This window comes from Streptomyces sp. NPDC088246 (genome assembly GCF_044741025.1).
Classification (GTDB): Bacteria; Actinomycetota; Actinomycetes; order Streptomycetales; family Streptomycetaceae; genus Streptomyces.
Genome location: NZ_JBIURV010000038.1, coordinates 18,095 through 41,176, shown reverse-complemented (window position 1 = coordinate 41,176; position 23,082 = coordinate 18,095). Strand labels below are relative to the sequence as shown.

At 67.3% G+C, this 23,082-nt stretch carries 20 protein-coding genes and 3 pseudogenes; 15 read left to right on the top strand and 8 right to left on the bottom strand.

The window, feature by feature from the left end; genetic code table 11:
* The first annotated feature begins 338 nt into the window (after nt 1-338).
* The gene (locus ACIPEK_RS35615) at nt 339-1,844 is read left to right on the top strand and encodes a glutamate-cysteine ligase family protein (RefSeq protein ID WP_402004911.1); all 1,506 of its coding nucleotides are present in this window, start codon (nt 339-341) and stop codon (nt 1,842-1,844) included.
* Between the two features lie 51 nt (nt 1,845-1,895).
* Here ACIPEK_RS35615 and ACIPEK_RS35610 read toward each other — a convergent pair whose 3' ends face one another.
* A complete protein-coding gene (locus tag ACIPEK_RS35610) occupies nt 1,896-3,686 on the bottom strand; it encodes a substrate-binding and VWA domain-containing protein (RefSeq protein ID WP_402004908.1) in 1,791 nt (596 codons plus the stop codon).
* Between the two features lie 184 nt (nt 3,687-3,870).
* On the opposite strand from ACIPEK_RS35610, the gene ACIPEK_RS35605 reads away from it, so the two are divergent.
* Complete coding sequence (locus ACIPEK_RS35605) at nt 3,871-4,650, top strand: CPBP family intramembrane glutamic endopeptidase (RefSeq protein ID WP_402004945.1); 780 nt, start codon at nt 3,871-3,873, stop codon at nt 4,648-4,650.
* A gap of 127 nt (nt 4,651-4,777) precedes the next feature.
* On the opposite strand, the gene ACIPEK_RS35600 is transcribed toward ACIPEK_RS35605, so the two are convergent.
* Nucleotides 4,778-5,599 (bottom strand): PhzF family phenazine biosynthesis protein, encoded by an 822-nt coding sequence (locus tag ACIPEK_RS35600; RefSeq protein ID WP_402004905.1) that lies wholly within the window; start codon nt 5,597-5,599, stop codon nt 4,778-4,780.
* 212 nt (nt 5,600-5,811) lie between these two features.
* On the opposite strand from ACIPEK_RS35600, the gene ACIPEK_RS35595 reads away from it, so the two are divergent.
* On the top strand, nt 5,812-6,249 hold the full coding sequence (locus ACIPEK_RS35595) for a VOC family protein (protein WP_402004902.1): 438 nt from the start codon (nt 5,812-5,814) through the stop codon (nt 6,247-6,249).
* A 167-nt stretch (nt 6,250-6,416) separates the two neighbouring features.
* Here the strand turns inward: ACIPEK_RS35595 and ACIPEK_RS35590 are convergent, their stop codons facing one another.
* Together ACIPEK_RS35590 and ACIPEK_RS35585 are read right to left on the bottom strand one after the other, a co-directional pair.
* The gene (locus ACIPEK_RS35590) at nt 6,417-6,611 is read right to left on the bottom strand and encodes a hypothetical protein (protein ID WP_402004899.1); all 195 of its coding nucleotides are present in this window, start codon (nt 6,609-6,611) and stop codon (nt 6,417-6,419) included.
* Nucleotides 6,612-6,747: 136 nt separating this feature from the next.
* On the bottom strand, nt 6,748-7,182 hold the full coding sequence (locus ACIPEK_RS35585; RefSeq protein WP_402004896.1) for a nuclear transport factor 2 family protein: 435 nt from the start codon (nt 7,180-7,182) through the stop codon (nt 6,748-6,750).
* Between the two features lie 77 nt (nt 7,183-7,259).
* On the opposite strand from ACIPEK_RS35585, the gene ACIPEK_RS35580 reads away from it, so the two are divergent.
* Complete coding sequence (locus ACIPEK_RS35580) at nt 7,260-7,826, top strand: TetR family transcriptional regulator (protein ID WP_383077620.1); 567 nt, start codon at nt 7,260-7,262, stop codon at nt 7,824-7,826.
* A gap of 310 nt (nt 7,827-8,136) precedes the next feature.
* On the opposite strand, the gene ACIPEK_RS35575 is transcribed toward ACIPEK_RS35580, so the two are convergent.
* The 3 genes and pseudogenes from ACIPEK_RS35575 to ACIPEK_RS35565 all read right to left on the bottom strand — a co-directional run.
* Nucleotides 8,137-8,886, bottom strand: a complete 750-nt coding sequence (locus tag ACIPEK_RS35575; RefSeq protein WP_402004893.1) for a hypothetical protein — start codon at nt 8,884-8,886, stop codon at nt 8,137-8,139.
* Between the two features lie 328 nt (nt 8,887-9,214).
* A complete protein-coding gene (locus tag ACIPEK_RS35570) occupies nt 9,215-9,391 on the bottom strand; it encodes a hypothetical protein (RefSeq protein WP_402004890.1) in 177 nt (58 codons plus the stop codon).
* Between the two features lie 291 nt (nt 9,392-9,682).
* Nucleotides 9,683-10,039: pseudogene (locus ACIPEK_RS35565) on the bottom strand (TnsA-like heteromeric transposase endonuclease subunit); the annotation flags it as partial.
* Nucleotides 10,040-10,244: 205 nt separating this feature from the next.
* On the opposite strand from ACIPEK_RS35565, the gene ACIPEK_RS35560 reads away from it, so the two are divergent.
* The 8 genes and pseudogenes from ACIPEK_RS35560 to ACIPEK_RS35525 all read left to right on the top strand — a co-directional run.
* On the top strand, nt 10,245-11,003 hold the full coding sequence (locus ACIPEK_RS35560) for a TnsA-like heteromeric transposase endonuclease subunit (protein WP_402004942.1): 759 nt from the start codon (nt 10,245-10,247) through the stop codon (nt 11,001-11,003).
* Nucleotides 11,000-13,075, top strand: coding sequence for an integrase (locus ACIPEK_RS35555; protein WP_402004887.1), 2,076 nt, complete (start codon nt 11,000-11,002; stop codon nt 13,073-13,075). Before ACIPEK_RS35560 ends, ACIPEK_RS35555 begins: the two co-directional genes overlap by 4 nt.
* A gap of 98 nt (nt 13,076-13,173) precedes the next feature.
* Nucleotides 13,174-13,638 (top strand): annotated as a pseudogene (locus tag ACIPEK_RS35550) (AAA family ATPase); the annotation flags it as partial.
* Nucleotides 13,639-13,761: 123 nt separating this feature from the next.
* Complete coding sequence (locus ACIPEK_RS35545; RefSeq protein WP_402004884.1) at nt 13,762-14,937, top strand: tyrosine-type recombinase/integrase; 1,176 nt, start codon at nt 13,762-13,764, stop codon at nt 14,935-14,937.
* Nucleotides 14,934-15,896, top strand: a complete 963-nt coding sequence (locus ACIPEK_RS35540) for a hypothetical protein (protein ID WP_402004881.1) — start codon at nt 14,934-14,936, stop codon at nt 15,894-15,896. The genes ACIPEK_RS35545 and ACIPEK_RS35540 overlap by 4 nt, the downstream gene beginning before the upstream one ends.
* 60 nt (nt 15,897-15,956) lie before the next feature.
* The gene (locus ACIPEK_RS35535; protein WP_402004878.1) at nt 15,957-16,265 is read left to right on the top strand and encodes a hypothetical protein; all 309 of its coding nucleotides are present in this window, start codon (nt 15,957-15,959) and stop codon (nt 16,263-16,265) included.
* A gap of 90 nt (nt 16,266-16,355) precedes the next feature.
* Entirely contained in the window at nt 16,356-16,934 is a 579-nt protein-coding gene (locus tag ACIPEK_RS35530; protein WP_402004875.1) for a dienelactone hydrolase family protein, read from the top strand.
* A 284-nt stretch (nt 16,935-17,218) separates the two neighbouring features.
* Nucleotides 17,219-17,677: pseudogene (locus ACIPEK_RS35525) on the top strand (ATP/GTP-binding protein); the annotation flags it as partial.
* A gap of 1,600 nt (nt 17,678-19,277) precedes the next feature.
* On the opposite strand, the gene ACIPEK_RS35520 reads toward ACIPEK_RS35525, so the two are convergent.
* A complete protein-coding gene (locus tag ACIPEK_RS35520) occupies nt 19,278-20,138 on the bottom strand; it encodes a phosphotransferase (protein WP_402004939.1) in 861 nt (286 codons plus the stop codon).
* Nucleotides 20,139-20,404: 266 nt separating this feature from the next.
* On the opposite strand from ACIPEK_RS35520, the gene ACIPEK_RS35515 reads away from it, so the two are divergent.
* The 3 genes from ACIPEK_RS35515 (at nt 20,405) to ACIPEK_RS35505 (ending at nt 23,081) form a co-directional block, all read left to right on the top strand.
* Entirely contained in the window at nt 20,405-21,049 is a 645-nt protein-coding gene (locus tag ACIPEK_RS35515; protein ID WP_402004872.1) for a class I SAM-dependent DNA methyltransferase, read from the top strand.
* A gap of 245 nt (nt 21,050-21,294) precedes the next feature.
* Entirely contained in the window at nt 21,295-22,083 is a 789-nt protein-coding gene (locus ACIPEK_RS35510; RefSeq protein ID WP_402004870.1) for a TnsA-like heteromeric transposase endonuclease subunit, read from the top strand.
* A complete protein-coding gene (locus ACIPEK_RS35505; RefSeq protein ID WP_402004867.1) occupies nt 22,080-23,081 on the top strand; it encodes a hypothetical protein in 1,002 nt (333 codons plus the stop codon). The genes ACIPEK_RS35510 and ACIPEK_RS35505 overlap by 4 nt, the downstream gene beginning before the upstream one ends.
* The last annotated feature ends 1 nt before the right edge of the window (nt 23,082 follow it).

Sequence of the window (23,082 nt, the reverse complement as noted above, 5' to 3'; positions counted from 1 at the left end):
CGCAGTGATTCCACTAGCCGTCGCAGGTATTGCCGACAAGGCGGTATCAAGACTTTATTATGCGGAGATTCTGCTGATTCGTCGTCAGCGGCGCAGCCACCGCCAGGGATTTTTCCCTGGACGCGGTCGGCCGAAACGCGTCGGTGTTTTCACCACGCGCTGGGCGGCGGAAACTGTGCACTGCACCATGCCGAGGGAATGTGCCCCGGACGGCTGCCCTCAGATTACTGGGTGCGCGGCGTTCACGGGGGCGTTATGGATCACCCGGCCTGGGCATTATCGATCGTGACGCGAGCGGCCTGGGCCGCAGGCCGCCCACTCGAGGGAGGGACGCTTCGATGGGGGAGAAGGTCGTGGCGGGCGCCTTTGATCTGTCCGATCGGCAGAGGTACCGGAGGAAGCTCCACCATTGCCTGGAGGGGCTGGAGAGGCTCCTGGCGGAGCGGAGGTTCGACCGCCCCCGCAACCTCATGGGCATGGAGATCGAGCTGAATCTGGCAGGCTCCGACGGCATGCCGAAGATGATGAATGGGGAGGTGCTCCCGCGCATCGCGAGCCGTGATTTCCAGACCGAACTCGGGATGTTCAATTTGGAGGTGAACATAGTCCCGCACCACCTGGACGGATCCGTTTTCGATCAGCTGGCGGAAGAGCTCAGGACCGGCCTCGGATATGCCCATCGGAAGGCGGGCGAGGTTGATGCCGGGATCATGATGATCGGAATTCTGCCCACCCTGGGCCGTGAGGACCTCGTTGCGGCGAACCTCTCGGACGTGGACCGCTACACACTGCTGAATGATCAAATGGTGGCTGCGCGGGGCGAGGATTTCTCCCTCGATATCCAAGGCGTGGAACGATTGGTCTCCACCTCCTCCTCGATCACTCCCGAGGCCGCCTGCACATCGGTCCAGCTGCATCTGCAGGTGACACCGGCGCGCTTCGCGGCCGTATGGAACGCGGCCCAGGCTGTCGCCGGGGTCCAGATCGCCCTCGGTGCCAACTCGCCCTTCCTGTTCGGCAGGGAGCTGTGGCGGGAATCGCGGCCGCCGCTCTTCCAACAGGCCACGGACACCAGGCCGCCCGAACTCCAGAACCAGGGGGTGCGGCCCAGGACCTGGTTCGGCGAGCGGTGGGTCGGTTCGGCGTACGAGCTCTTCGGGGAGAATCTGCGCTATTTCCCCCCGCTGCTGCCGATCTGTGACAAGGAGGACCCGCTGCGGGTGCTCGACGAGGGCGGGGTGCCGCGGCTGCAGGAGCTCGTGCTCCACAACGGTACGGTCTACCGCTGGAACCGGCCCGTGTACGGACTGGCCGACGGCGTACCCCATCTGCGGGTGGAGAACCGGGTCCTGCCCGCCGGCCCCACGGTCACCGATGTGATCGCCAACGCCGCCCTCTACTACGGGCTCGTGCGGGCGCTCGCCGAGGAATCCCGTCCGGTGTGGACCAGGCTCCCGTTCGCAGCAGCGGCCGAGAACTTCGACACCGCCTGCCGCCACGGCATCGACGCGGAGCTGATCTGGCCCCGTCCTGGCCGTTCGGGCGGGCTGACCCGGGTGCCGGCGGTCAAGCTCGTACGGGACGAACTGCTGCCGCTGGCCGCTGCGGGGCTCGATGCCTGGAACATCGAACCTGCGGACCGCGACCGCTACCTCGGGGTCATCGAGGAGCGCTGCAAGCGGCGGGTGAATGGAGCGTCCTGGCAGGTGGACACTTACCACCGGGCACGGGGGGCCGGACTCGACCGGCATGCGGCACTGGCCGCGACCACCCGTCGGTACGCCGAGCTGATGCACAGCGGCGAACCCGTGCACAGCTGGCCGACGGCTGTCCCCGCACTGTGACCCGTCGTGGCGGGCGCCGACAACCGCTGCCGTTCCCGACCGCGCCGAGCGCTACTCCTGGGAGGCGTGGTTGCTCTGCCCGGCCGTCATGACGGCCTGCAGAATCACGGCCTGGATCTCGGCCGGGTCGGTGACCTGGTAGCCCCCGCCGCCGGTGACCTTCGCTATCTCGTTCACCTCTTCGCGGTCGGCCTCGGGGCCGACCGCGATGGCGAGGATCGGCACCGGACGTTCCGGGTCGGCGATCCGCTTCAGTTCCGCGACCAGGGCACTGCGGGAGATGGAGCGGGTGTCCTGGTTCGAGCCGTCGGTGAGGATCACCACAGCGTTGAACTTGCCCTTCACATACGTTGCCTGAGCATCCTTGTACGCGGCCAGAGTGGTGTCGTACAGACCGGTCGCGCCGCCTGGTACCGGCTGCAGCGCGGAGAAGGCCGCGGCGAGCCTCTCGCGGTGGGTGCCGCCGCCCTTCGCAGGGTCCCCGAGTCGGCCCGTCGGCACCAGCCTGCGGTAGTCCTTGTCGCCGTCGAGTGCGGTGGCGAACTCCCAGAGCCCGATCTCGTCGTTCGGGGTGAACTGTTTGAGGGCCTGGATCAGGGACGCCTTCGTGACGTCCATCCGGGACTGGTTGCGCCCCGGCACGATCGTGGCCATCGAACCCGAGGCATCGACGACCGTCGTCAGCCGGGCGCTCTGCACCGTGATCGTCCACATGCCGAGTGTCTGCTGGAGCGCCTCGGCGGACGGCGCTGCGGCGGCCGCGGTGGCGTACGGCTGGGGCTTCCTGCCGCCCGCCGATGCCACCACCGACTCCCCGGCCGTCCCGTCGACGTTTCTGAAGCCGTGCTCCTTCAGAATGGTTTGCGCGCCCGGCTCACTCAGCAGTGTCATGAACCGCAGGGCCGCCCGGCCCTCGGAGGTGCTCATCCTGGTCTCGTCCACCAGCGTGTACGGATAGTCGAGCAGCGGGGTGCCGTCCTTGGGGTAGAAGAGATCGAGCCTTCCACCGTTGGTCGACTCCGCGTTGTGGGCGAACGCGGCCTGCTCGGAGAGGAGCACCGCCTGGTTGCGCTCCGGGTTCCCCTGCTCGGCGCCCGAATCGCCCTGCGTCAGCGTTTCGAGCACCTGGGTGTCACCGCCCGACATGCGCTGTGCCAGCAGCTTGGCGGTTGCCGCGACCCTGGTGTCGCTGTTGCCGCCCTGCTTCTCGGAGGAAGCGCCGATGCTGGAGAGCGCGAGCAGACCGGTTGCACTGCGTGCCGGGTCGGCCGCGCCGAGACGCACCTTGTCCGAGTCCATGGCCGCGGTCGTCAGCTCGGCCCAGGAGTACTTCTTCTTCGGCCAGCCGAGGCTCTTCGCCGCCGACGGCACCATGGCCAGGGTGACGGGGGAGGTGGCGACGGAATCGCCGGGTGTGATCGGGATGCCGTCACCGGAGCCCTTGGCCCGGTCGAGCCAGAGGTCGGAGTCTGGCAGCCAGATCTGGTAGTCCGGGGTACGGGTGCCGGAGGAGAGAGCGTCGGCGACCTTGTAGGAATCGCGGGCCACCACCTGCACATACAGACAGCGGCCGTTGGATCTCAGGTCGTCCTTGCGCGCCTTGTCGGCGACGGCACGCACGGCGGGGGCGATGTCCGGTGAGGCCACCATGGAAAGACGTACGGCGGAGTCCTCGCAGGACTTCGAGAACGACAGCAGATCGCCCTGCACCGCGACTGCCGTTCCCGCCGCCATCGCGAGGACGAGCATGGTCGCGATCGCTACGGTCCGCCGACGGCGCGGCGGCAGACCGTCCCCGCTTCCATCGGTCGCGTAGTCGTCGGGCAAGCTGTGACGTCCCATGACGGTGGTGCCCCTCCTTGAGGATGAACAAGGAAAAGGGGGACCACACCATCGCCAATGGTGGTTGTCCCCCGGCCTGTCGCGCATGATCTTCGTACCTGCATTCGAGACCTTAGCGGGACGGGGAGCGGGATGGGGCGTGAATGCACAACTCAAGGCAGGTGTACAGGTGGAGGCGGGGCACGTGGCTGAATCTTTCCCCCAAGAGGCTGTGTCGCGACGGATCTTGCGGTCCGAAACAGTGCTGGTGCTGGCTCTCTCATTGGGTGCCAGCGGGGTGTCTGCCCTGATCAGTTTTGTCGGATCACTGACGAAACCAGGGGGTTTGAAGCAGCAGGCCGCGATGCTCAACAGCTCGTACGCACCAGGGCGTCCATGGCTGGATCTTGCCTGGCAGCTCTTCGGAATCGCGACGGCTCTGGTGCCCGTCGCCCTCGTCGCGCATCTGTTGATGAGGGAGGGGACCGGCCTGCGTGCCATCGGTTTCGACCGGACCAGACCATGGCCGGACCTGGGGCGCGGCGCGATGGTCGCGGCGGGTATCGGAAGCGCCGGGCTCGCCTTCTATCTGGTGGCGCGGGCAGCCGGTTTCAATCTGACCGTGGTCCCGGAATCACTGCCCGATGTGTGGTGGAAATTCCCTGTCCTGATCCTTTCCGCGCTTCAGAACTCCGTGGTGGAGGAAGTGATCGTCGTCGGGTATCTGCTGTACAGACTCGGGCAGTTGGGGTGGACGCCGATGGCGGCCCTGGTGGCGAGTTCGGTGCTGCGGGGCTCGTACCACCTGTATCAGGGCATCGGCGGCTTCATCGGCAACATGGTGATGGGTGTTGTCTTTGTGCTGCTGTACCGGCGCTGGGGCCGGGTCGGTCCGCTGGTCGCGGCGCATGCGCTACTCGACATCGGGGCATTTGTCGGATATGCCCTCCTTGCGGGGAAGGTGGGGTGGCTGCCCACACCGTGAGTGGGGTGGGACGTCGTTGGGTGTTGTTCACCGACGGGGGCGTACGGCAGTTGGTCGGTGGGTGGTGTTCAGCGCAGAGGGCGTACGGGAATGGTCCGTATGCCCTCTGCGGTGCCGTCGGAAGGCGTCAGAGCGCCGTGAGCAGTTCGCCGTCGATGACCGTCACGGCGTTGCCGGTCAGCAGGGTGCGGTCGCCGCGCAGCGCGGTGCGGACCAGACCGGAACGGGCGGAGGCCTGTAGTCCGGTCAGTTCGTCACGTTTGAAGCGGGCCGACCAGAAGGGGGCCAGCGCGGTGTGAGCGCTGCCGGTCACCGGGTCCTCGTCGATCCCTACGCGTGGGAAGAAGCCGCGGGAGACGAAGTCGTAGCCGCGGGCAGGGTCCTCGGCGGCGGCTGTGGCGATGATGCCCCGTCGGGAGAGTCGGGTCAGTGCGGCGAGATCCGGGGTCAGTCCTCGTACGGTCGCCTCGTCGGCCAGTTCGACGACCAGGTCGCCGATGTGAGGGCCGGTGTCGTGCACGGAGAGCGGTTCCGCGCCAAGGGCGACGGCCAGCCCGACCGGGGCGATCTCCGGTGTCAGTGGGGCTGTGGGGAAGTCGAGCGTGACCGTGCCGTCGGGGTGGGCGGTCGCGGTGAGGATGCCGCACCGCGCCGCGAAACGCACCGTGCCGCTCGCCGCCTGGGTGGTGTGCAGGACGTGCGCGGTCGCGAGGGTGGCATGCCCGCACATGTCGACCTCGGTGGTCGGGGTGAACCAGCGCAATGCCCAGTCCGCGTCGCCGCCCGGCGGCAGCGGGTGGGCGAAGGCGGTTTCGGAGAGGTTCAGCTCCATGGCGATCCGCTGGAGCTGTTCATCGTCGGCAAAGGCGTCGGAGTCCAGCAGCAGGACTCCCGCAGGGTTGCCGGTGAAGGGGCGGTCGGTGAACGTATCGACGATTCGGATCCTCATTCCGTGACCGTACGTGCGGTGGAAAGCCGCAGACCAAGGCCAATTCCGTGTCGCTGGACCGAAAGCCCCGGACGGTGACAAGGACTTCGACCGTCTGCCACCGATTCCGGGTGCTGCTCTGTTCGTCAGGCCGTGAGCGCCGGGCTCGATGCGGCGGACCGTGGGTGTCAGAGGCGGGCGGTACGTTTCGCACATTGGACCGAGGAGGCCCCATGGCGACCAGGTGGAGTTTGACGATCGACTGCGCACACCCGGCGAAGTTGGCCGAGTTCTGGGCGCTGGCACTGGGCTGTACGGCAAAGCCTGCGCCGGCAGGGTTCGGGAGCTGGGAGGAATGGTTTGCGCGTCATGAGATCCCGCAGGACGAGTGGGATCAGGGCGCCTACCTCTGCGATCCGGACGGGGTGGGCCCCGGTCTGTCCTTCCTGCAAGTGCCGGAGTCGAAGGTGGTGAAGAACCGACTGCACCTGGACGTGCAGGTCGGTGGCGGTCGTGACAGGCCCTGGGAGGAGCGATGGCCGCATGTGGTCAAGGCGGTGGAGCAGCTGACTGCTGCGGGTGCAACCGTGATCCGCGTGGACGAACTGCAGGGCAGGCCCGATCATGTGGTGATGGCCGACCCGGAAGGCAACGAGTTCTGCCTGGTCTGACAGCGGCCTTCGCTCTGTTGCGGATGCTGAGTACGCTGGAGTGCAGAAGTCCCGTCGGAGCTTGCGGTGGTGTCGCGGAAGGTACCGAAGTGGTTCCGGCCGCAGATCTTGCGTACTGGCCCCGCTCTTGACCGCTGCCGCCACTTAGCCCCCCGGGGGTGAGTCGCCTACCGGCCGCGCCGGGAGGCGATCGCGGTCGAGACCGCGAGTGCGACGCACAGCGGCGAATGAGCGAGCCGGTCAAGACGCCGGAAGCGGGCCGAGACCGATCCCGGGGACAGCAGGTCGGTCCGCCCCGAGAGCCCGGCCACGCCGAGCACGGCCGCGACGCCGGCCGTGCCGATGTAGTTAGTCGTCTGCACCCGCGCTGACCTGCGTGGACTGGATTGGGTGAGACGCAGGGACTCGGTTGGTTGAGACAAATCTCGAGGGGCGAGGCCGGAACGGGCTGAGTGCTGTCACGTCTCAAGTCGGGCTGCCGCTGTACTGGTCTGGCCTTCACGCTCTGGCGCTGGGGACTCCCAAGCCGTCCATGTAGTCGCGGACTCGCGTGATCAGTCCGTTGCGGACGTGGAGTATCAGGAGACCGGGGACGGTGAACGTGGTGGCTTTGGTCGTCAGTGTTCCCACCACGACATGCTCGGCGATGATCACTTCCGGATCGGCCGTCTCGTAGGCCGCGACCCTCCTGACTTCCCGCACCTGGGCGGGGCTGGCGCCCCAGGCCGCCCGGTATCCCGCGCGCACGGCCTCGCGCCCCTCGAAGCGCGGGGGGAAACCGGGAGAGGTGAACGGGAACTCGTGCACCGCGTCCATGGCGTAGAGATCAGCGAGATCGTCTGGGGACTTGTCGAGCATGGCCTGGTAGTAGCAGGTCAGCACCTCGTGAGGGGTGCGAACAATAGGTGTATCCAGATGCGACACGGGGGTCATTCCATTCGCTCAACACTTGTTGACTCACTCACCGTAGGGTCGGTCGGAAATTCGGTCAACGGTTGTAGAGTGAATTGGTGTCCTCTCCTCGCCAGTCCCGTGCCGACCGTCGCCGAGCAACCGAGGTACGCATCCTCGACAGCGCCCGCGAGCTGTTCGCCGAGAAGGGATTCGAGCGCACCACCATTCGCGCTGTGGCGGCTGCGGCGAGCGTCGATCCGGCGCTGGTCATGCAGTACTTCGGCTCGAAGCGGGAGCTGTTCAGCCAGGCCGTGCAGGCGCTCCCCGCGCCGCTGACGGCCACTGATACCGAGGCGCTCGCCGATCAGTTGCTGGCCTCGCTCGGTCTCAAGCTCGGCGGTCTTCCCGAAGGCACGCTGGCGGTGATGCGGTCCATGCTCACCGACCAGGCAGCAGCCGATCACGTCCGTGTCGCCCTTGGTCGGCAGATCGACAGCGTCGGTGCCGTCCTGCCCGCTGCCGAGGATCCCGAACTGCGCGCCGCACTGGTTGTCACCACGTTGCTCGGCGTCACCATCGGTCACCAGCTCCTCGGCCTGGCCTCGCTTCGTGAGGCCCCTGTTGATCGCATCGCCGCGTTGCTCCGTCCGGCCATCAAAGCCTTGGCAGGACCGCCGGCGTGAACGCGACGCCGCTTGATGCCCGGTGAGTGGAGCGCAGCTTCCGCGATCCGTAAGTGCGGGCAGGTCGTACTCCGGCTCAGCAGCGGTAGTAGGGGTAGAAGGGGCTCCGCCGTGTTTCCGTGTCGGCGACAGCTTCATCGGGCTGGCGCGGTGGCGGGATGGTTTCGCGAGGGAAGAACGCGTCGTAGATCCTCGGGCTTCGGTGGAAGGCGGCGAACTTGTGGGTGGAGAAATGCTGCTCAACCCATTGGATCAGGGGGTCCTTGCGGTCCTTGGGGACGTAGCCGAGAAGGATGTTGCGGACGGTGATCTACTCGGCGAGCCAGGTGACGTGACCGGTGGCGACGGCGCGGTGTTCCCACTCCTGGCCAGCGAGAAGTCCGGCGAGTGTCACGACTTGAGGATGGAAGACCACCGTGAGCGTCAGGTCGGGAGAGGGGGCTGTCCCAGTGTCGTCGTTGAGGATGTGGCGTGCAGTGTCGAGAAGATCGAACGGGTCGGCGCTCTGTTGCGGCCAAGTGAAGTAGATCTTGCGCGCATCCGGATAGGCGTTGCGAACCCAGCGGCGGCCGTGACGGGCCACCAGGTTTCGGTGGTGTCTCTGGGCTCGTAGCGTGTCGGGGAGCCTGCTGATGTCGACTTGCTCGTCGGCGGTGGTGAGGCCGTCCCCGATCCAGAGGTGGTGGCGGAGACGGATGTTGTGGTCGTGAGTGGTCCAGCAGGTCACGGGCATGGTGATCCCCGCGGCGTATCTGCAACGGCGGCAGGCGGGACGCTGGATGGCGGTGCGCAAGGCTGAGCGAGGACGGCCGATGGTGCCGGGTTTGTCGACGGCGTCGGCGTCGAGGAATTCGGGCAGGGCCAGTTCCAGGGCGCGTCGGCGGACTCCGGCAGCGGCGGCGAGGGGCTCCAGGAGGGTGTTGACCGGGGTCTTCTTGGTGCGGCGGATTTTCAGGAGGGGCAGCAGTTGGTCGGCGGCGGCAACCCGGTGAAGGAAGGAGTCCAGGGTCTCGTTGTGAAACAGGGGGACGGTGTGGGGAAGCGGTGGTCGCAGTGGCATCAGGCGTCGCGTTTGCGCAGAGGGCGGGAGGCTGGACGGGCTCTGAGCCGTTCGCGGTCGGCCGCAGCGCGGCAGATTCCTGAGCACCACTTCGGCGCGTGCCTGCCTCCGCGCGAGGGGCCCGTCTTCAGCTGTAACTGTCGGCCGCACTGTCCGCACTCGCTCTTGGCCCAGTGCTCCTCGTAGGAGGCTTGACTGCAAGGTTCGCAGCACCAGCGAAACGGGCGGCTGCGCTGGACAACAGTGCCGCAGTGGGCGCAGGGCGCGATGTGGAGGGCGTGCCGACGGGCGCCCTGGAGCGAGAGCGGAACGCGTTTCCGTCGGGCGATCACCCGGGGTGCGCGACTCCCGCGCCGATCAGTGGATCACCGTGTTCTGGAAGCACCTGCACCGTGTCGGTGTCCCCTTCGGTGAGCTGGCCTGGGACCACGCTCGCGCCCAGGTCCCCGGCGGCACCGAGGAACAGATCGCGGATGCGGCCGCAGCGCTGCTGCGGCGGGCCCACGACGGTCCCGCCGCGGAACAGGACCGTCCGGCCAAGCGTTCGCGGCGCGACCGCCGGGTTGCCGCTCGTACTCGGGCCACCTCGACCGACCGCCCGGTCCCCGATGCGCCCGCCAGCGAGCCCGAAGGCAACGGCGAGTCGGGGTCCCGTGACCGCGGCCAATTTGTCGATGTGGGGAGGGCCGAAGGAGGCCGCAGCGCAGAGGTGGGCGACGGCGGCTCAACCTCGGCGCTTTCCTCCCGGTCGGACAGGATCTGTTTGGTCCGTCAGATGATGAAGCCGAGGTCTTGCCGCGCGGCGGACGAAGTAGTCCGGGGCGTGCCGACGCTCCCGCTCGCCGTCATGCCAGTGCAGCCAGAACGGTTGCGAGCCGCTCCCCACCACGCTCGGGTCGAAGTCCATCAACAGCAGCCGGTCCCGCTCCAGCCACGACTCGAAGCCGACGTGCCGCCCGGTCGTCGCCGCCCAGTACCAGCCCGGGAAGTGACTCTCACCGCGCGACCAGCGGAACGTGCGTACCGGATCGACCTCCTCGAACCGGCTCGTCACACAGTCCCGCAGCGGACGCCGACGACGCCCGTGTACCGCGTCGACGTACGACAACTCGATGCACGGCCCTGCCTGATCCACCCCAACCGGTACAGCCATCCAGCACCCCCAGCGCAGTCAGCGGCGCGACTAGGTTCGCCGAGACAGGAGCCCGAACTACTCGGTTCGTTGAGAAAATGACTCGATTGAGTGAGACGGGACACCGGAACCTCTCGCCCAATGACCTGTGACAGGGAAGATGGGCCGTTTGCCACTGAAGTTGGGCCAACGCCATTTTGTGACAGCGAAGTTGGGCCGGTAGGAGATTGGGCAGGCGGGGGATGCGGTGGGGGCGTTAGCCCGAGCGGTCGATCAGTCTGCGCTCACAGCCTTTGAGCTGGACTTCTCTCTCGATGGGGTACGTAAGCGCCGTTTGTTGCAGACGAGCTGGGACGTGCGGTTCGAGACAGTGGAGCCGGTCCGCAGTTTCTCCTGGCGCAAGTACGGCCGGGGCTTCGCAGGCTGGTACTACTCGGTGACCGCACGAGATCACGTTGGCTACGAGTCGTGGCTGGAGAGAGACCGGCTGGTTTTGCTGGACCGGGACCCGCAGGTCACCGCTATCGCCTCGCAGCCCTTCTGGCTGCACTGGCACGACGGGGTGCGAAAGCGCAGACACGCTCCCGACTACTTTGTCCGGCTCGCCGACGGACGCGCCCGTGTCGTCGATGTCCGTGCTGAGGACGACCTGGACGACGACACCTGGGAGTCGTTTACCGCGACCGAGCATGCTTGCCGGGCGGTCGGCTGGCTGGGGCGGCCCGATCCGGTGTTCATGGCGAACATCCGTTGGCTTTCCCGCTACCGACGCACGCGTTGCGGCCGGCCTCAAGCGGTGGCCGACCGGTTGCTCGACGTGTTCCGTGAGCCCAAAGCCTTGTGGGAGGGTGCCGGTTCGGTCGGGGACCGGTTGCAGGTCCTGCCAGTGCTCTTCCATCTGCTGTGGTCCGGCGCCTTGGAAACAGACCTGGTGGGCGGCTTGATGCAGACCGACAGCCTGGTCTGGACGGAGGGAAACCGTTGAGCTTGCTGAGGCGGCCGCCGGTTTTGGCGGTCGGTCACAAGATCCGCTTCGAGAGCCAGGCCCGGCGGGTTCTCGAGGTCACCGCCCGGGCTGCGGTGGTGGAGGACGCGGAGGCTGAGCACCGGGTGGTCGCCCTGATCGACCTGTTCGAAGCAGCGGATTTCGAGGTCCTGTTCCAGCCTGAGCGGATGCCGCTGCCGACGGTCGGACTACTGGAAGCGTTCCCGCCCGAAGTCGTGAAGCAGGCTCTTTGGTGGGAGGGGCACATCCTGGAGGTCATCCGCGGGCTTGCTCCGGACGCTGAGCCGGGTTCGCGTCCGCGGCCGGGCTACGGGCCGGGCTCGTCGGTGACGTCGCGACAGCGGACGAAGGCAGCCGAGCTGACGGCTGCCGGCCACGATGTCGCGGCCAAGACGATCGGCAACCGGCGTCGCCGCTACCAGGAACAGGGCTTGGTCGGGCTGGCCGACCACCGGCCGGTCCGCAAGCGCACAGAGTTCGGCTCGGTGCCCGAACCGGTCGTCGAAGCGATGCGGAAGGCGATCAAGGAAGGAGTCGACACTTCGACCCGCAACGGGGCCTACCTGATATGGCGGACCGGGGAGATCCTGCGGGAATCGGACGATGAGCAGGTCGAGTTGCCGACCGAGCGGACGCTCTACCGGCTGCTGGCGAAGTTGACGAAGGGCACCCACGCGACGGGTTCGGCGGTCACGCGCCGTTCGAAGGCCCACGGGGCGGCGGCCCCGTTCGGAGGGCTGACGGTGTCGGTTCCCGGCGAGGTCATGCAGATGGACTCCACCCCGATGGACGTGCTGGTCCGTCTCGACAATGGGGTGGTCGGCAAGGTCGAGCTCACGGGCATGATCGACGTCGGGACCAGGACGTTGTCGGCGGCGGTTCTGCGGCCGACGACGAAGTCGGTGGACGCGAGCCTGCTGCTGGCCCGCACGGTCACCCCCGAGCTGATGCGGCCGGGCTGGGTCGACGCGCTGAAGATGTCCCGGTCGGTGTTGCCGCACCGCAGGCTGCTGTCTCTGGACGAACGCCTTGAGCATGCGGCGGCCAAGCCGGTCATCGTCCCTGAGACGATTGTCTGCGACCACGGCAAGGTGTTCATCTCCCGCAATTTCCGGTCCTCATGCCGGTTCCTGGAGATCGACTTCCAGCCCACCCACAAGGGCTCGCCTTTCCAGAAGGGGCACATCGAGAAGATGCTGGGCTCGGTGGCCACGATGTTCGCCCAGTTCCTGACGGGATACACCGGTCGCAATACCGACCACCGCGGACGGCACCCCGAGCGCGAGAACCTGTGGTCGCTGCCCGAATTGCAGGACCTGCTGGACGAATGGGTCGTCGCCAAGTGGCAGAACCGCCCCCACGAGGGCCTTCGTGACCCTGACCATCCCGGGCGGCTGTTCACCCCGAACCAGAAGTACGCCGCCCTGGTCGAGGCATGCGGCTACGTTCCGGTCGCGTTGAGCGGGCAGGACTATGTGGAACTGCTGCCCGCGGCCTGGCGGGCCGTCAATCCTTATGGAATCCGGATCAACAATCGGACCTACGACAGCCCCGGACTGGGGCTGATGCGCCTGTGCGACTCCGGTGTCACCGCGAAGCGCGGGCTCTGGGAGGTCCACCGCGACCCCTACGACGTCTCCTACGTCTGGGTACGTGACCACCGCGGCGACGGCGGCTGGGTCCAGGCGACCTGGAAGTACCTGAAGCGGGCCCCGGTCCCGTTCGGCGATCTGGCCTGGGACCACGTCAGACATCAACTGCCCAAGGCCACCGAGGAAGAACTTGCCCAGGCCGCCGCCGACCTGCTGACCCGAGCACACGCCGGCCCCGACCGGCCGGCCGCCAAGAAAAAGCCCAGGTCAGCGAAGGCGGCCAAGGCCGAGCGACAGGTCGCCGCCCGCACGAAAGCTGCCCTGCCCACCATCTCCTCCCCGCCACCAAAGCCGCCGCAGGAACCTGAGGTTGAAGCACCTGTCGAGGAAGACGATCTCGCCGAGGTGATCCCGCTGGGACTGTTCGATCCGCTCGAAGCCCCCTGGAGGCGACCGTGACCGCGCTGCTTGCCGACGGTCCGGACACGGACTTCGGACGGCAGCTGACGACTCTGCCCGGCTGGCGCCAGTTCGTCGGTGCCTGCCTGAGCCGGCCCATGGCGGTGCTGACGAAGGCCGAGTACGAGGCGCTGGAGGCCGAAGGTCGGGATGCCTACGACGACGACCGGCTCGATCATCATGCCCGTCTCCAGGTGGTCGCCACCTCCACGGTTCGCTCCACCGTCACCTGCGGGCGCCGTCTGATCATTCTCAACCGCGGGGCGATCAGTGCTCGCCGCGGCCTGATCGTCTCCGGACCGGCCAACACCGGCAAGACCATTGCTCTCACCCAACTCGGGCTGGCTCACGAGTTACAGGACCGCCGTCGGCACCCGGGAGGGGACGACCGCATCCCGGTCATCTACATCACCGTCCCGCCGGCCGCGACACCCCGCATGATCGCTGCCGGGTTCGCCCGCTTCCTGGGCCTGCCCGTCCTGCGGAGTTCGAACATCACGGACCTCACCGAGGCGGTCGTCGGCGTCTGCACCAAAGCCCGGACCGGTCTGATCCTGGTGGACTTTACCGACCGCCCGTAGTCCTGCCCGTGATGTCCGTCTGGGACTGTGACCAGCACGTCCTGGGCTTGTTTACCGACCGTGTCCGGGGCGTCTGTCATGTTCTGGAGTCGGTACGGAGGACAAGTGGTACGGCACGTCGTGGTCGGGGACCTGAGGGTCCAGCGGATCGAGCGGAAGGACGGGCGGTGGTCGTGGACGATCGTCTGGCCCGAGGGAACGCTGCACGCGGAGGCGGACCGGTTCCTACGTGAGCACGAGGGCTCGGGCACGCAGAAGACCTATGCGTACTACCTGGTGGATCACCTGCGGTGGCTGGAGCGCGAGTGCCTGGCCTTCGACACGGTCCAACTGCGGGACCTGGAACGGTACATGGGCATCGTGGGCGCCGAGGTCCGCATGCCGCTCGGCGAGCCGTGGCGGGTCGGCAAGCGCCCCTACGGACGGTCCGCGCTGTCGACCGCGGCGGCTTGTCTGAAGGGCTTCTACCTACACCAAGCCTCCCTCGGCGTGAATGGAGAACTCGGCAAGAAGCTCGACATATCCCGGCTGCCGTCGCGGATGGACCGGCGCCGTTCCTTCCTTGGACACGTGAAGAACACGCTGCCCACCAATCCGCTCGCACCCTCGGGGCCGCACCGTCGCCATCCGAAGATGCTCCCGGACGGCGCGAGAGGGAAGCTGCTGACCACGGTGAACGCCGCCCGGGACCGGCTGGTCGTCGACTGGCTCGCGGACGGCGGCCTGCGGATCGGTGAGCTTTGCGGGCTTCACCTCGTCGACCTGCACCTGCGTGAGAACGCGGCCTGCGGCGAGTGCCGCACCCCGCACCTGCATGTCTGTCACCGCCCGGGCAACCCGAACCGGGCCGAGGCCAAGACCAAGCACCCGTGGCGGGTCGAGCGCGGCACGGTCACCGGCGGGCTGATCAAGCGGGTCAGTCCGGCGATGGTGCACTCCTACTTCGAGTACCTCACCACCGAGTACCCGCGCGGCGCCGGGCACGGCATGCTCCTGGTCCAGCTGCACGGCGCCGATGCCGGACAGCCGTGGGCGCCGGTCGGGGCCCGGCGGATGCTCGGCCGGGCCGGGAAACGTGCCGGGCTGGGGCTGGTGAAACCCCATGCCTTCCGGCACAGCTTCACGAGCGCGGTTCTCGACGCCGCTGACGGCAACCTGCTGATCGCCCGGGACGCCGGCGGGTGGGCGTCGGCCGCGATAGTCGACGAGGTCTATGGGCACGTCGACGTTCACGATCCGCAGTTCGACGCCGCACTGCGCGCGGTCTGGGGTGAGGGATGATGCGGCGGCAGGAGTACCTTCGACCGCTGTTCGATGAGCGTCCGGACCGGGTTGGGCGCGACCGGCTGGAGATCCTGACCGCGCTGATCGGCGGGCCGTCCTTCGATCCGATCTACCGGCCCGACATCATCGAGATCCCGCGCGGCCACGCGATCTACCGGTGGGAGTGCGTCGTCGCCGGCTGCGAACGCACCCGGACGGGCGGGTCGGACCTGTGCTCGGAGCATCAGCGGCAATGGGCCGACGACCGCGAGCACGGCGTGGGCAAGGCCGCCTACGTGGCTGCCGCCCAAGGGCTGGAGCGTCACGTCGGAGCGGAAGAGAGCATCTGCCGGATCTGCCCTGAACGGCCCGCGGCACACAGCGACCTGCGGCTTTGCCAGCGGCATCTGAGTCGGTGGGCGATGCGCAAGAAGGAAGGAGACGACAGCGACACCTTCGACGCCTGGGTGAGCGGCGAACAGCCATGCCCTGGCTACGGACCCTGTGACGCAATGGTCTGTCCGAATCTGGCCGACTCCCCTCTGGGGCTGTGCTCGTGGCACGGCAGCCGCTACCGGCGCGACGCCAGGCCCGGTGGCGCCGCGATGCCGGACAGCTGGTGGCAGCGATACGAGAAGTTCGGGAGGACGGTCCCGATCGAGTACGGCGACCAGGCGGAGTTCCGACGCTGGTGCGCTGCCGTTCCCGCGCATCCGTGGCCGGGGCAGATCAACCTGCGCGGGCTACGGCCCCTGGTGCGGGCCGAGATCCAGTGGGGGCTGTTCGTCCACACCCGCCGGGCCCGGCCCAGCCGGTGGGATCTGGGCTGGATCCGGTCACTGGTGACCACCTGCCGCACGCTGGAAGTGAACTCGCTGATCGACTTCGAGTTCGGGGCCGGCGGTTCTGCCGCCTTCACCGGAGCGATCGCCAAGGAGATCCTGCACGAGCTGCGGTTGGTCTACTTCACCCCGTAGGAGGCCAAGGACGCCGGTTTCCTGGAGACCGAGCACTTCGGGGTGCTGTTCCCGCACCGGATGAGCCACATCGACCTGCTGAACGCCGAGGACGCCCTCAAAGCCGCCCACACCGAGATCCTCGCCCAGCGGGAACACATCGGCGAACTCCTGGGTCAGATACGCGACTTGGAAGCCGAATGGACCCAGGAAGCGATCCAGCGGATCACCACCGAGAACACCACACTCAAACAACGCGTCCGCCAGCTCACCACCGATAACCGCGCCCTCGACGAACGACTCAAGGCCGCCCGCTCCAACCTCCGCTTCCAAGACCGCCGCATGGCCGACCTCGAAGCCCAGATCACCGACCCGGCTTCAACGGTCTGATCCCGTCCGGCTATGACCCGCAGATGTCAGTGGTGCGGGCCATACTCGTGCTGCGGCGCCGCCCGGGCACCGCAGCACGAGGGGAGCGACATGGCTGAGGTGCTGATTTTCCACCACGGACACGGGCTGACCGACGGCGTCCGTGAGTTCGCCGAGCAGCTGCGACGGGCCGGACACACCGTTCACGTCCCGGACTTGTTCGAGGGGCAGATATTCGACAGCCTCGAGGAGGGCATGGGTTACGCCCAGGGCGCCGGGTTCGGCACGGTCATCGCGCGCGGAACCGCCGCCGCCGAGGGGCTGCCTGCGGAACTCGTCTACCTCGGGTTCTCGCTCGGCGTCCTGCCGGCGCAGAAGCTGGCCCAAACCCGCCCCGGCGCAAAGGGTGCGCTGCTGCTGGAGGCATGCGTCCCAGTCGCGGAGTACGGCGGCGCCTGGCCCCACGACGTCCCGGTCCAGGTCCACGGCATGGACACGGATCCATTCTTCGCCGGGGAGGGCGACGTGGACGCAGCCCGGGCACTCGTCGAGACGGCGGCGGACGCCGAACTGTTCCTCTACCCCGGCGACAGGCACCTGTTCACCGACAGCAGCCTGCCGTCGCACGACGAACATGCCGCAGCGCAGGCCGCCAATCGCGTGCTGGACTTCCTCGACCGCATCAAATAGCCCGGCATTTCGGCGAGGACTACCAAGGCCAAAGGCAGCCCGCTCCAACCTCCGCTTCCAAGACCGGCGCGTCGCCGACCTCGAAGCTCGCCTCACCGCCCCGGGATCAGCGACGTGGTCCTGCCTCGCTGACCACCTCACGGCCCGTCCACGTCCCGGTGGACGGGCCGTGCCATAGACGTCCCAGGCGAGTTACAGCAATGGACCCAACTCCCCGTCGCGGACATGTAGTCTATGAATCGTCGCAGTTCAGAGCCGGTTCATGAGCTCCTGCGGTCGGTAAAGTCGACGAGATCCACAACATCTCCCTGATGACCCGCCACGGAGCGGAGGCATCGGACACGCTGAAGTACTTCTCCGAACGCATCCCGGCGACCTTCGCCTACGCAGGCATCGACATCGAGGACAGCAGCCTGCTGTCCGGCACCCGGGGAGACCAGATCGCCGCCCGTTTCACCTCCCTGGCCACCCACCCCTTCCCCTACAACACCGAGTGGAAGGCCCTGGTTGCTCAGATGGAGGCCAACCTCGTGCTGCACGAGCACAAACCCGGCACCCTGACCCGCCTGGACCGCTTCATCCACACCCGCACCGGCGGCATGATCGGCACCCTCTCCCACCAGATCCGCGGAGCCGCCGTCGACGCCATCCTCGGCCGCACCGAGAAGATCAACAAAGCAGGTCTGCTGGCGGTCGACCTGGACATCGCCTCCCGCCGCAAGCGCCCGGACACGGACCGGTGACTTCGTCGACCGGGCACAGCCACGTCGCGCGGCTGCCGTTCCAGGTCCGGCCGAAAAGCGGTGAAGGGGCCCGCACGTTCATCACCCGGCTCGCCCAAGCGAACTGTCTTCCGCCCGCTTACCTGCGGAAATACCTCGCCGAGTCATCCATGCACCGCGGTCTTCCGAGCTGGGAACGGCTCGCCGCAGCCGCTGGACGCGACCCCGGCGAACTACGGCAGATCCTGGAGACCATCCAGTGCGAGGAATGCGGCGCCCCGATGCGGCCGATGGCGGGCTTCGGAGTCAAGCCCCTCACCTGCTCGAGATCCTGTCGGCAGAAGCGATACCGCCGGCGCATCCCAGCCGCAGAGTTGACGAAAGTCCCCTGCCGGGCCTGTGGACGAGCGATGAGGTTCCGGCTCGGACAGCGCCGCTACATGTGCTCATCGCACTGCCGTCGAGTCGCCTTCCAGTTCCGCCAGCGAGGCGAACCACTGCCGAGGCCGCCCAACTCTCAAACTGCCAGCAACCCCGTCCACGAGGATCAACTCGCCACCACCATCTGCCCGGTCTGCGAAGGACCGATGAGCAGTGCCACCAGACGGAAAGCGTGCTCAAGAAGCTGCGGCGGCAGGATGGCTCACTGGACCCGCAATCCGCTGCCGCCGCCGGCGAACTGCCGTCACTGTCATCAACCACTCCTCCCCAGAGCCGACGGCCGGCTCCGGGACTGGTGCTCGATCGACTGCAGAACCGAGGACCTGCGCAGAAAGCAGAGGCTCGTCAACGCCGTCCTCTCTTCCGAGGAAGTGGACGCGCAGCTCCATCCGGCTGACCCCGAGGCCCCCGGCCTCTATGGCACGAAAACCTGCCAGGGTTGCGAGCAGCACTACCGGCCACTCCGGATCAACCCCTGGCGCTCTCGCCACTGCCTGGAACAGGAGCTGCTAAAACGCGCTGAGCAGCGGAGATGCGGGTGCTGCGGGACCTCGATGGCCCACCGCAAACCCGTCGTCGGCCGCATCTGGTGTTCTAAGCCATGCCGCGAGCGGGCACACCGCTGGGGCCAGGAGTTCCGGGAGCGAGCTCAGCTGATGGTCGCTGCCAACGGAGGCCCGGTGGAGTCACAGCAGCCCAGCACGCCGACCGCCGCGGCTGTCACCAGAGCCACCACCTCCTCAGGCAAAACCCGTGGTGCTCGGAACGATGCCTGGACCAGGAGATCATCCGCCGAGTTCACCAGCAGGAATGCGCGGCCTGCGGCGCCTCCTTGGCCCACCGAAAGCCGAGCCCCAACCGCAAGTGGTGCTCGGGCGCCTGCCAGCAAAGAGGGTTCCGCTGGCGAGCGGAACTCCGCGACCGCGCCGCTCAGGCGGACATCTCTGCCGGGCCACGATAGTTGGCACTAATCGGGCTGTGTGACCTGGGGCTCCCAACAGCCTGGCCACGCTAGTTGGCACCGTCTGGCCAAGATTCTTGGCATCTGTAATGAATTGCCACGTTTGTTGGCGCCGGCGCCATGGTTCAGCGCGGCAGCGAGGCCGGCGCGCATGGGGTTGCAACGGCGACAGTCTCGTCGCTTGGTTCCTTGCCGCTTTCACGTGACCTTCGGCGATTTCTACTGACCATCCAGTCGCCTGGTCACTGTGTCGAGTGTCGGCCAAGGAGGACCCTCGCGCAGCAAGCGCAGGAATTCCTCTCCGAATCGCCTCCCATTCGGAAACTGGTCGCCAAGCTCCCAACGCCACGCGGCGACCATCGCGATAACGAGCTGCCGACACTCGTCCAGCAGCCCTTGGTCAACGCTTGGGTAGTGCTCGCAGACCGCCTCGGGAACATGGGCGAGATCGAACTCGACGGGTCCACGGCAGCACGTCTCAAGGTCGATGAACAACGGGCCGTTCTTCGTGCTGAGCACATTGCCTGGATGCGGCTCGCCGTGGAGCAGCTGTTCCACGGCGCCGCGGTCGTCGATCGCTCGTCGCAGGCTTGCCAGCCTGCCGCTGAGGAACACGCGGTCCGCGTCGGTGAGCTCCGGCGAGCGATCCGGGTCGGCGACAACTTCTTCCGCCTCCGTGATCCGGTCCGTGAACCTCGGGCTCGGCACATCGACCTTGCGCATGCCGGCGTGCAGCTGCTCCAGCGCCTTGGCGTAGTCGACTGGTGAGGTGTGAGGTGTCACGGGCTCGTAGTAGGTCCACAGCGTCACTGCGAAGCCATCGCGCGTGTACACACGCGGGTCCGCCCGAGGCTCCAAGGGACACACCGGGCATCCGACCTCGGTGAGCCGCTGAGCGAGATCGACTTCGAACTGTGCAACCTCTTGTCCCACAGGGGCGACCCGGGCAAAGACGTCGCATGGCGTCAGCCGCAGTGCCAGCTTGTTCGAGTTGTGGAGAACGATTGCATCGTTGGCTGGCAGGTCGAGCGATGCGGCGACCGAAGTCGCAGCCGCGATCGCACGCGTGACGTCGGTCATATCCACCCTCGAATCTTGGCACAGATGAGCGAGGGCGATGCCAACTATCGTAGCTCGGCACAACATCGGCCCAACTTCGCTGTCACAAACCATGCAGTGACCCATCTTCGATGACACAAACGGTCATCAGTCCAACTTCGGTGGCAAGTGGCCCATTGTCCCGTCTCGAAGGATCTGGTCTCCGTCTCAAGTGACCTGGTCTGATTCGTCGTTGATCTCAGCTGGTCTGGTTCGTCATCCTGATCGCTGCACTACTCTGTCGAGCCATGAACGCGGACCGCTGGTTGGCAGACACCCGGACCTCCTACGACACGGTCGCGGTCAGCTATGCCGACCAACTACGCGAGGCTCTGGCCGGGGCGCCGTATCTTCGGTCGGCTCTGGCGCTGTTCGCCGACTTGGTGCACACCGCCGGCGGTGGGCCGGTGGCGGACGTGGGCTGCGGACCTGGACACGTCACCGCTCACCTGCACGAGCTGGGTGTGGACGCTTTCGGCATCGACCTTTCATCCGTGATGATCGACGTGGCTCGGCGTGATCACCCCCGCCTGCGGTTCGAGGTGGGCTCGATGACGGACCTCGACCTCGCCGATGCTTCAGTCGTCGGCCTGCTCGCCTTTTGGTCGTTGATTCACGTCCCCGACGAAGCAGTCCCCACGGTCTTCGGCCACTTCCGGCGCGTGTTGCGTCCCGGCGGACCACTGCTGCTCGGCTTTCACGTTGGCGACGAGTCGAGGCTGAAGACGCAGGGCTACGGCGGTCACCCGATGAACGTCCACGTTCACCGCCGCCAGCCTGACCAGGTGGCGGCTTGGCTACGCGATGCCGGGTTCACCGTCGAGGCCCAAATGCTGATCGACCCCGACGAGAGCGTTCCAGGTGCGGTCCTCTTCGCACGCCGTCAGTCCTAGGTACGTCAGCAGTCCAGTTGCAGCCGACCATGTTCAGTGAGACGGAATGCCCACCGGCTGTATCCCCTACCCCGCCGACAACAGCAGACGCCGACAGTGACCGACCATCTGCCCTTGCCCCCAAAGATCTGGGCCACCGTCTCAGATGATCTGGTTCTCGGGGTGTGTGAAGCAGGTGGTCGCTCATTGGGGTGACGCCTTCCGCATCCGGGGCATGACATCCCGCCGGGTGTCCGACGCTCAAGGTGAAGGGCGAAGGCGTCGGGGAGGTGGTCGTGGGCAAGCCTGCGGAGGCGGGGTCCGCCTGGGAGTACGCGTCGGACGTAGAGGTGGGATTCGTCAGCGTCGACGGGGTCGGGCAACTTGGATCACTGGCCCGCTACTGGGACGAGCCTTTCGAACATGCCGCCCCGGTCCGGAAGGTCATCGCGTTCAAGGGGCAGAAGAACTTCTCGGGTGATTACTGGGCGGCAACCTCGCGTGACCAGGTGGGTTACGAGTCGTGGGTGGAGCGGGACGCCGCGATGGCACTCGACTTCGACCCCGCCGTGGTCGCCTTGGCCTCTCAGCCCTTCTGCCTGGCCTGGGCGGATGACGGGAGGGATCGTGAGCACACTCCGGACTACTTCGCGCGGCTGTCCGACGGCACCGGGGTGGTGGTCGATGTCCGGCCTGAGAACCTCGTCGATGATGAGGCTGCCGAGGTTTTCGCGTTCACCGCGCGTGTCTGCGCGATGGTGGGATGGCAGTTCCGGCTGGTCGGGGACTTGGATCAGCCGTTCCGGGCGAATCTGCGCTGGCTGGCGCGCTATCGCCATCCGCGCTGCAATCGGGTGTCGGTGGCGGAGCTGTTGCGGGAGGTGTTCGTCGAACCGCAGTTGCTGTTCGCGGGGGCCGACCAAGTCGGAGACCGGATTGCGGTGTTGCCGGTGCTCTATCACCTGCTCTGGCGGCACGAACTGACGGCGGACCTGGTCTCGGGCCCACTTGGTGGCGGGACGGTCGTCCGCCGGGCGGCGAGGGGGCGGTCGTGAGGTCCGCGCGGCCGGGACGGCTGCATTTGGGAGATCGGGTCAGGTTCGAGGAACGTACGTACACGGTCGTCGGACTGACCGGAATGCGGGTTCGCCTGGCCGATATCCACGGCACGGGCATGCTTATCGACCAGGTCCATCTCCAGACGGCCGAGGACTTCGCTGTCCTCGGCGCCGGCGAGCGGGCCGCTCTGGGCTCGGCCGCGCTGCTGGACCACCTGTCTGAGAAGGTCGCGGAGCGGGCGCTGTGGTGGCAGCGCCGCTTGATCGAGATCCTGACCGGTCTGCCGCCGGATGCTCCGGTGGGGGCCGGGCCCCGGCCGGAATACGACCCGGCCTGCCGGTCGCTGGCGGAACGCGAGCGGGCCAAGGCGGCGGAACTGGCCGCGCTGGGCGAGGAGATCAGCGCGCGGACCGTCAAGCGCAAGCGGCAGCGCTACGAGGCGGGCGGTGTCGCCGCGGTGGTGGACCACCGCCTTGCCCCGCACGCTTCGCTGCTGGGCCGGGCTGATCCTCGCGTGGTGGCGGCGATGCGTCAGGTCATCGCGGAGAGTTTTCCGGCGTCCACCCGCACGATCGAGTACGCGCGTTGGCGGACCGGGCGGATTCTGGCCGCCGAGCACGGCGAGGACGTAGTGGAGATGCCGTCACGGGCCACGTTCTACCGGCTCTTTGCGAAGCTGTCCGGCGGTGTCCACGTGACCGGGTCGGCTAGCACCCGACGGTCCCTGGCCGACCAGCCGGAGGGCCCGTTCCGTTACGAGCAGGTCGCGGCCCCGGGCGAGTTGATGCAGATCGACTCCACGCCGTTGGATGTGCTGGTGCGGCTCGATGAGGGGGTGCCTGGCCGGGTCGAGCTTTGCGGCCTGGTCGATGTCGCCACCCGCACCATCGCCGCCGCGGTCGTGCGGCCCACCACCAAGTCGGTGGACGCCTCGCTGCTGCTGGCCCGTGCTCTGACCCCGGAGCCGATGCGCCGGGCTGGTCGGACGCGCTGAC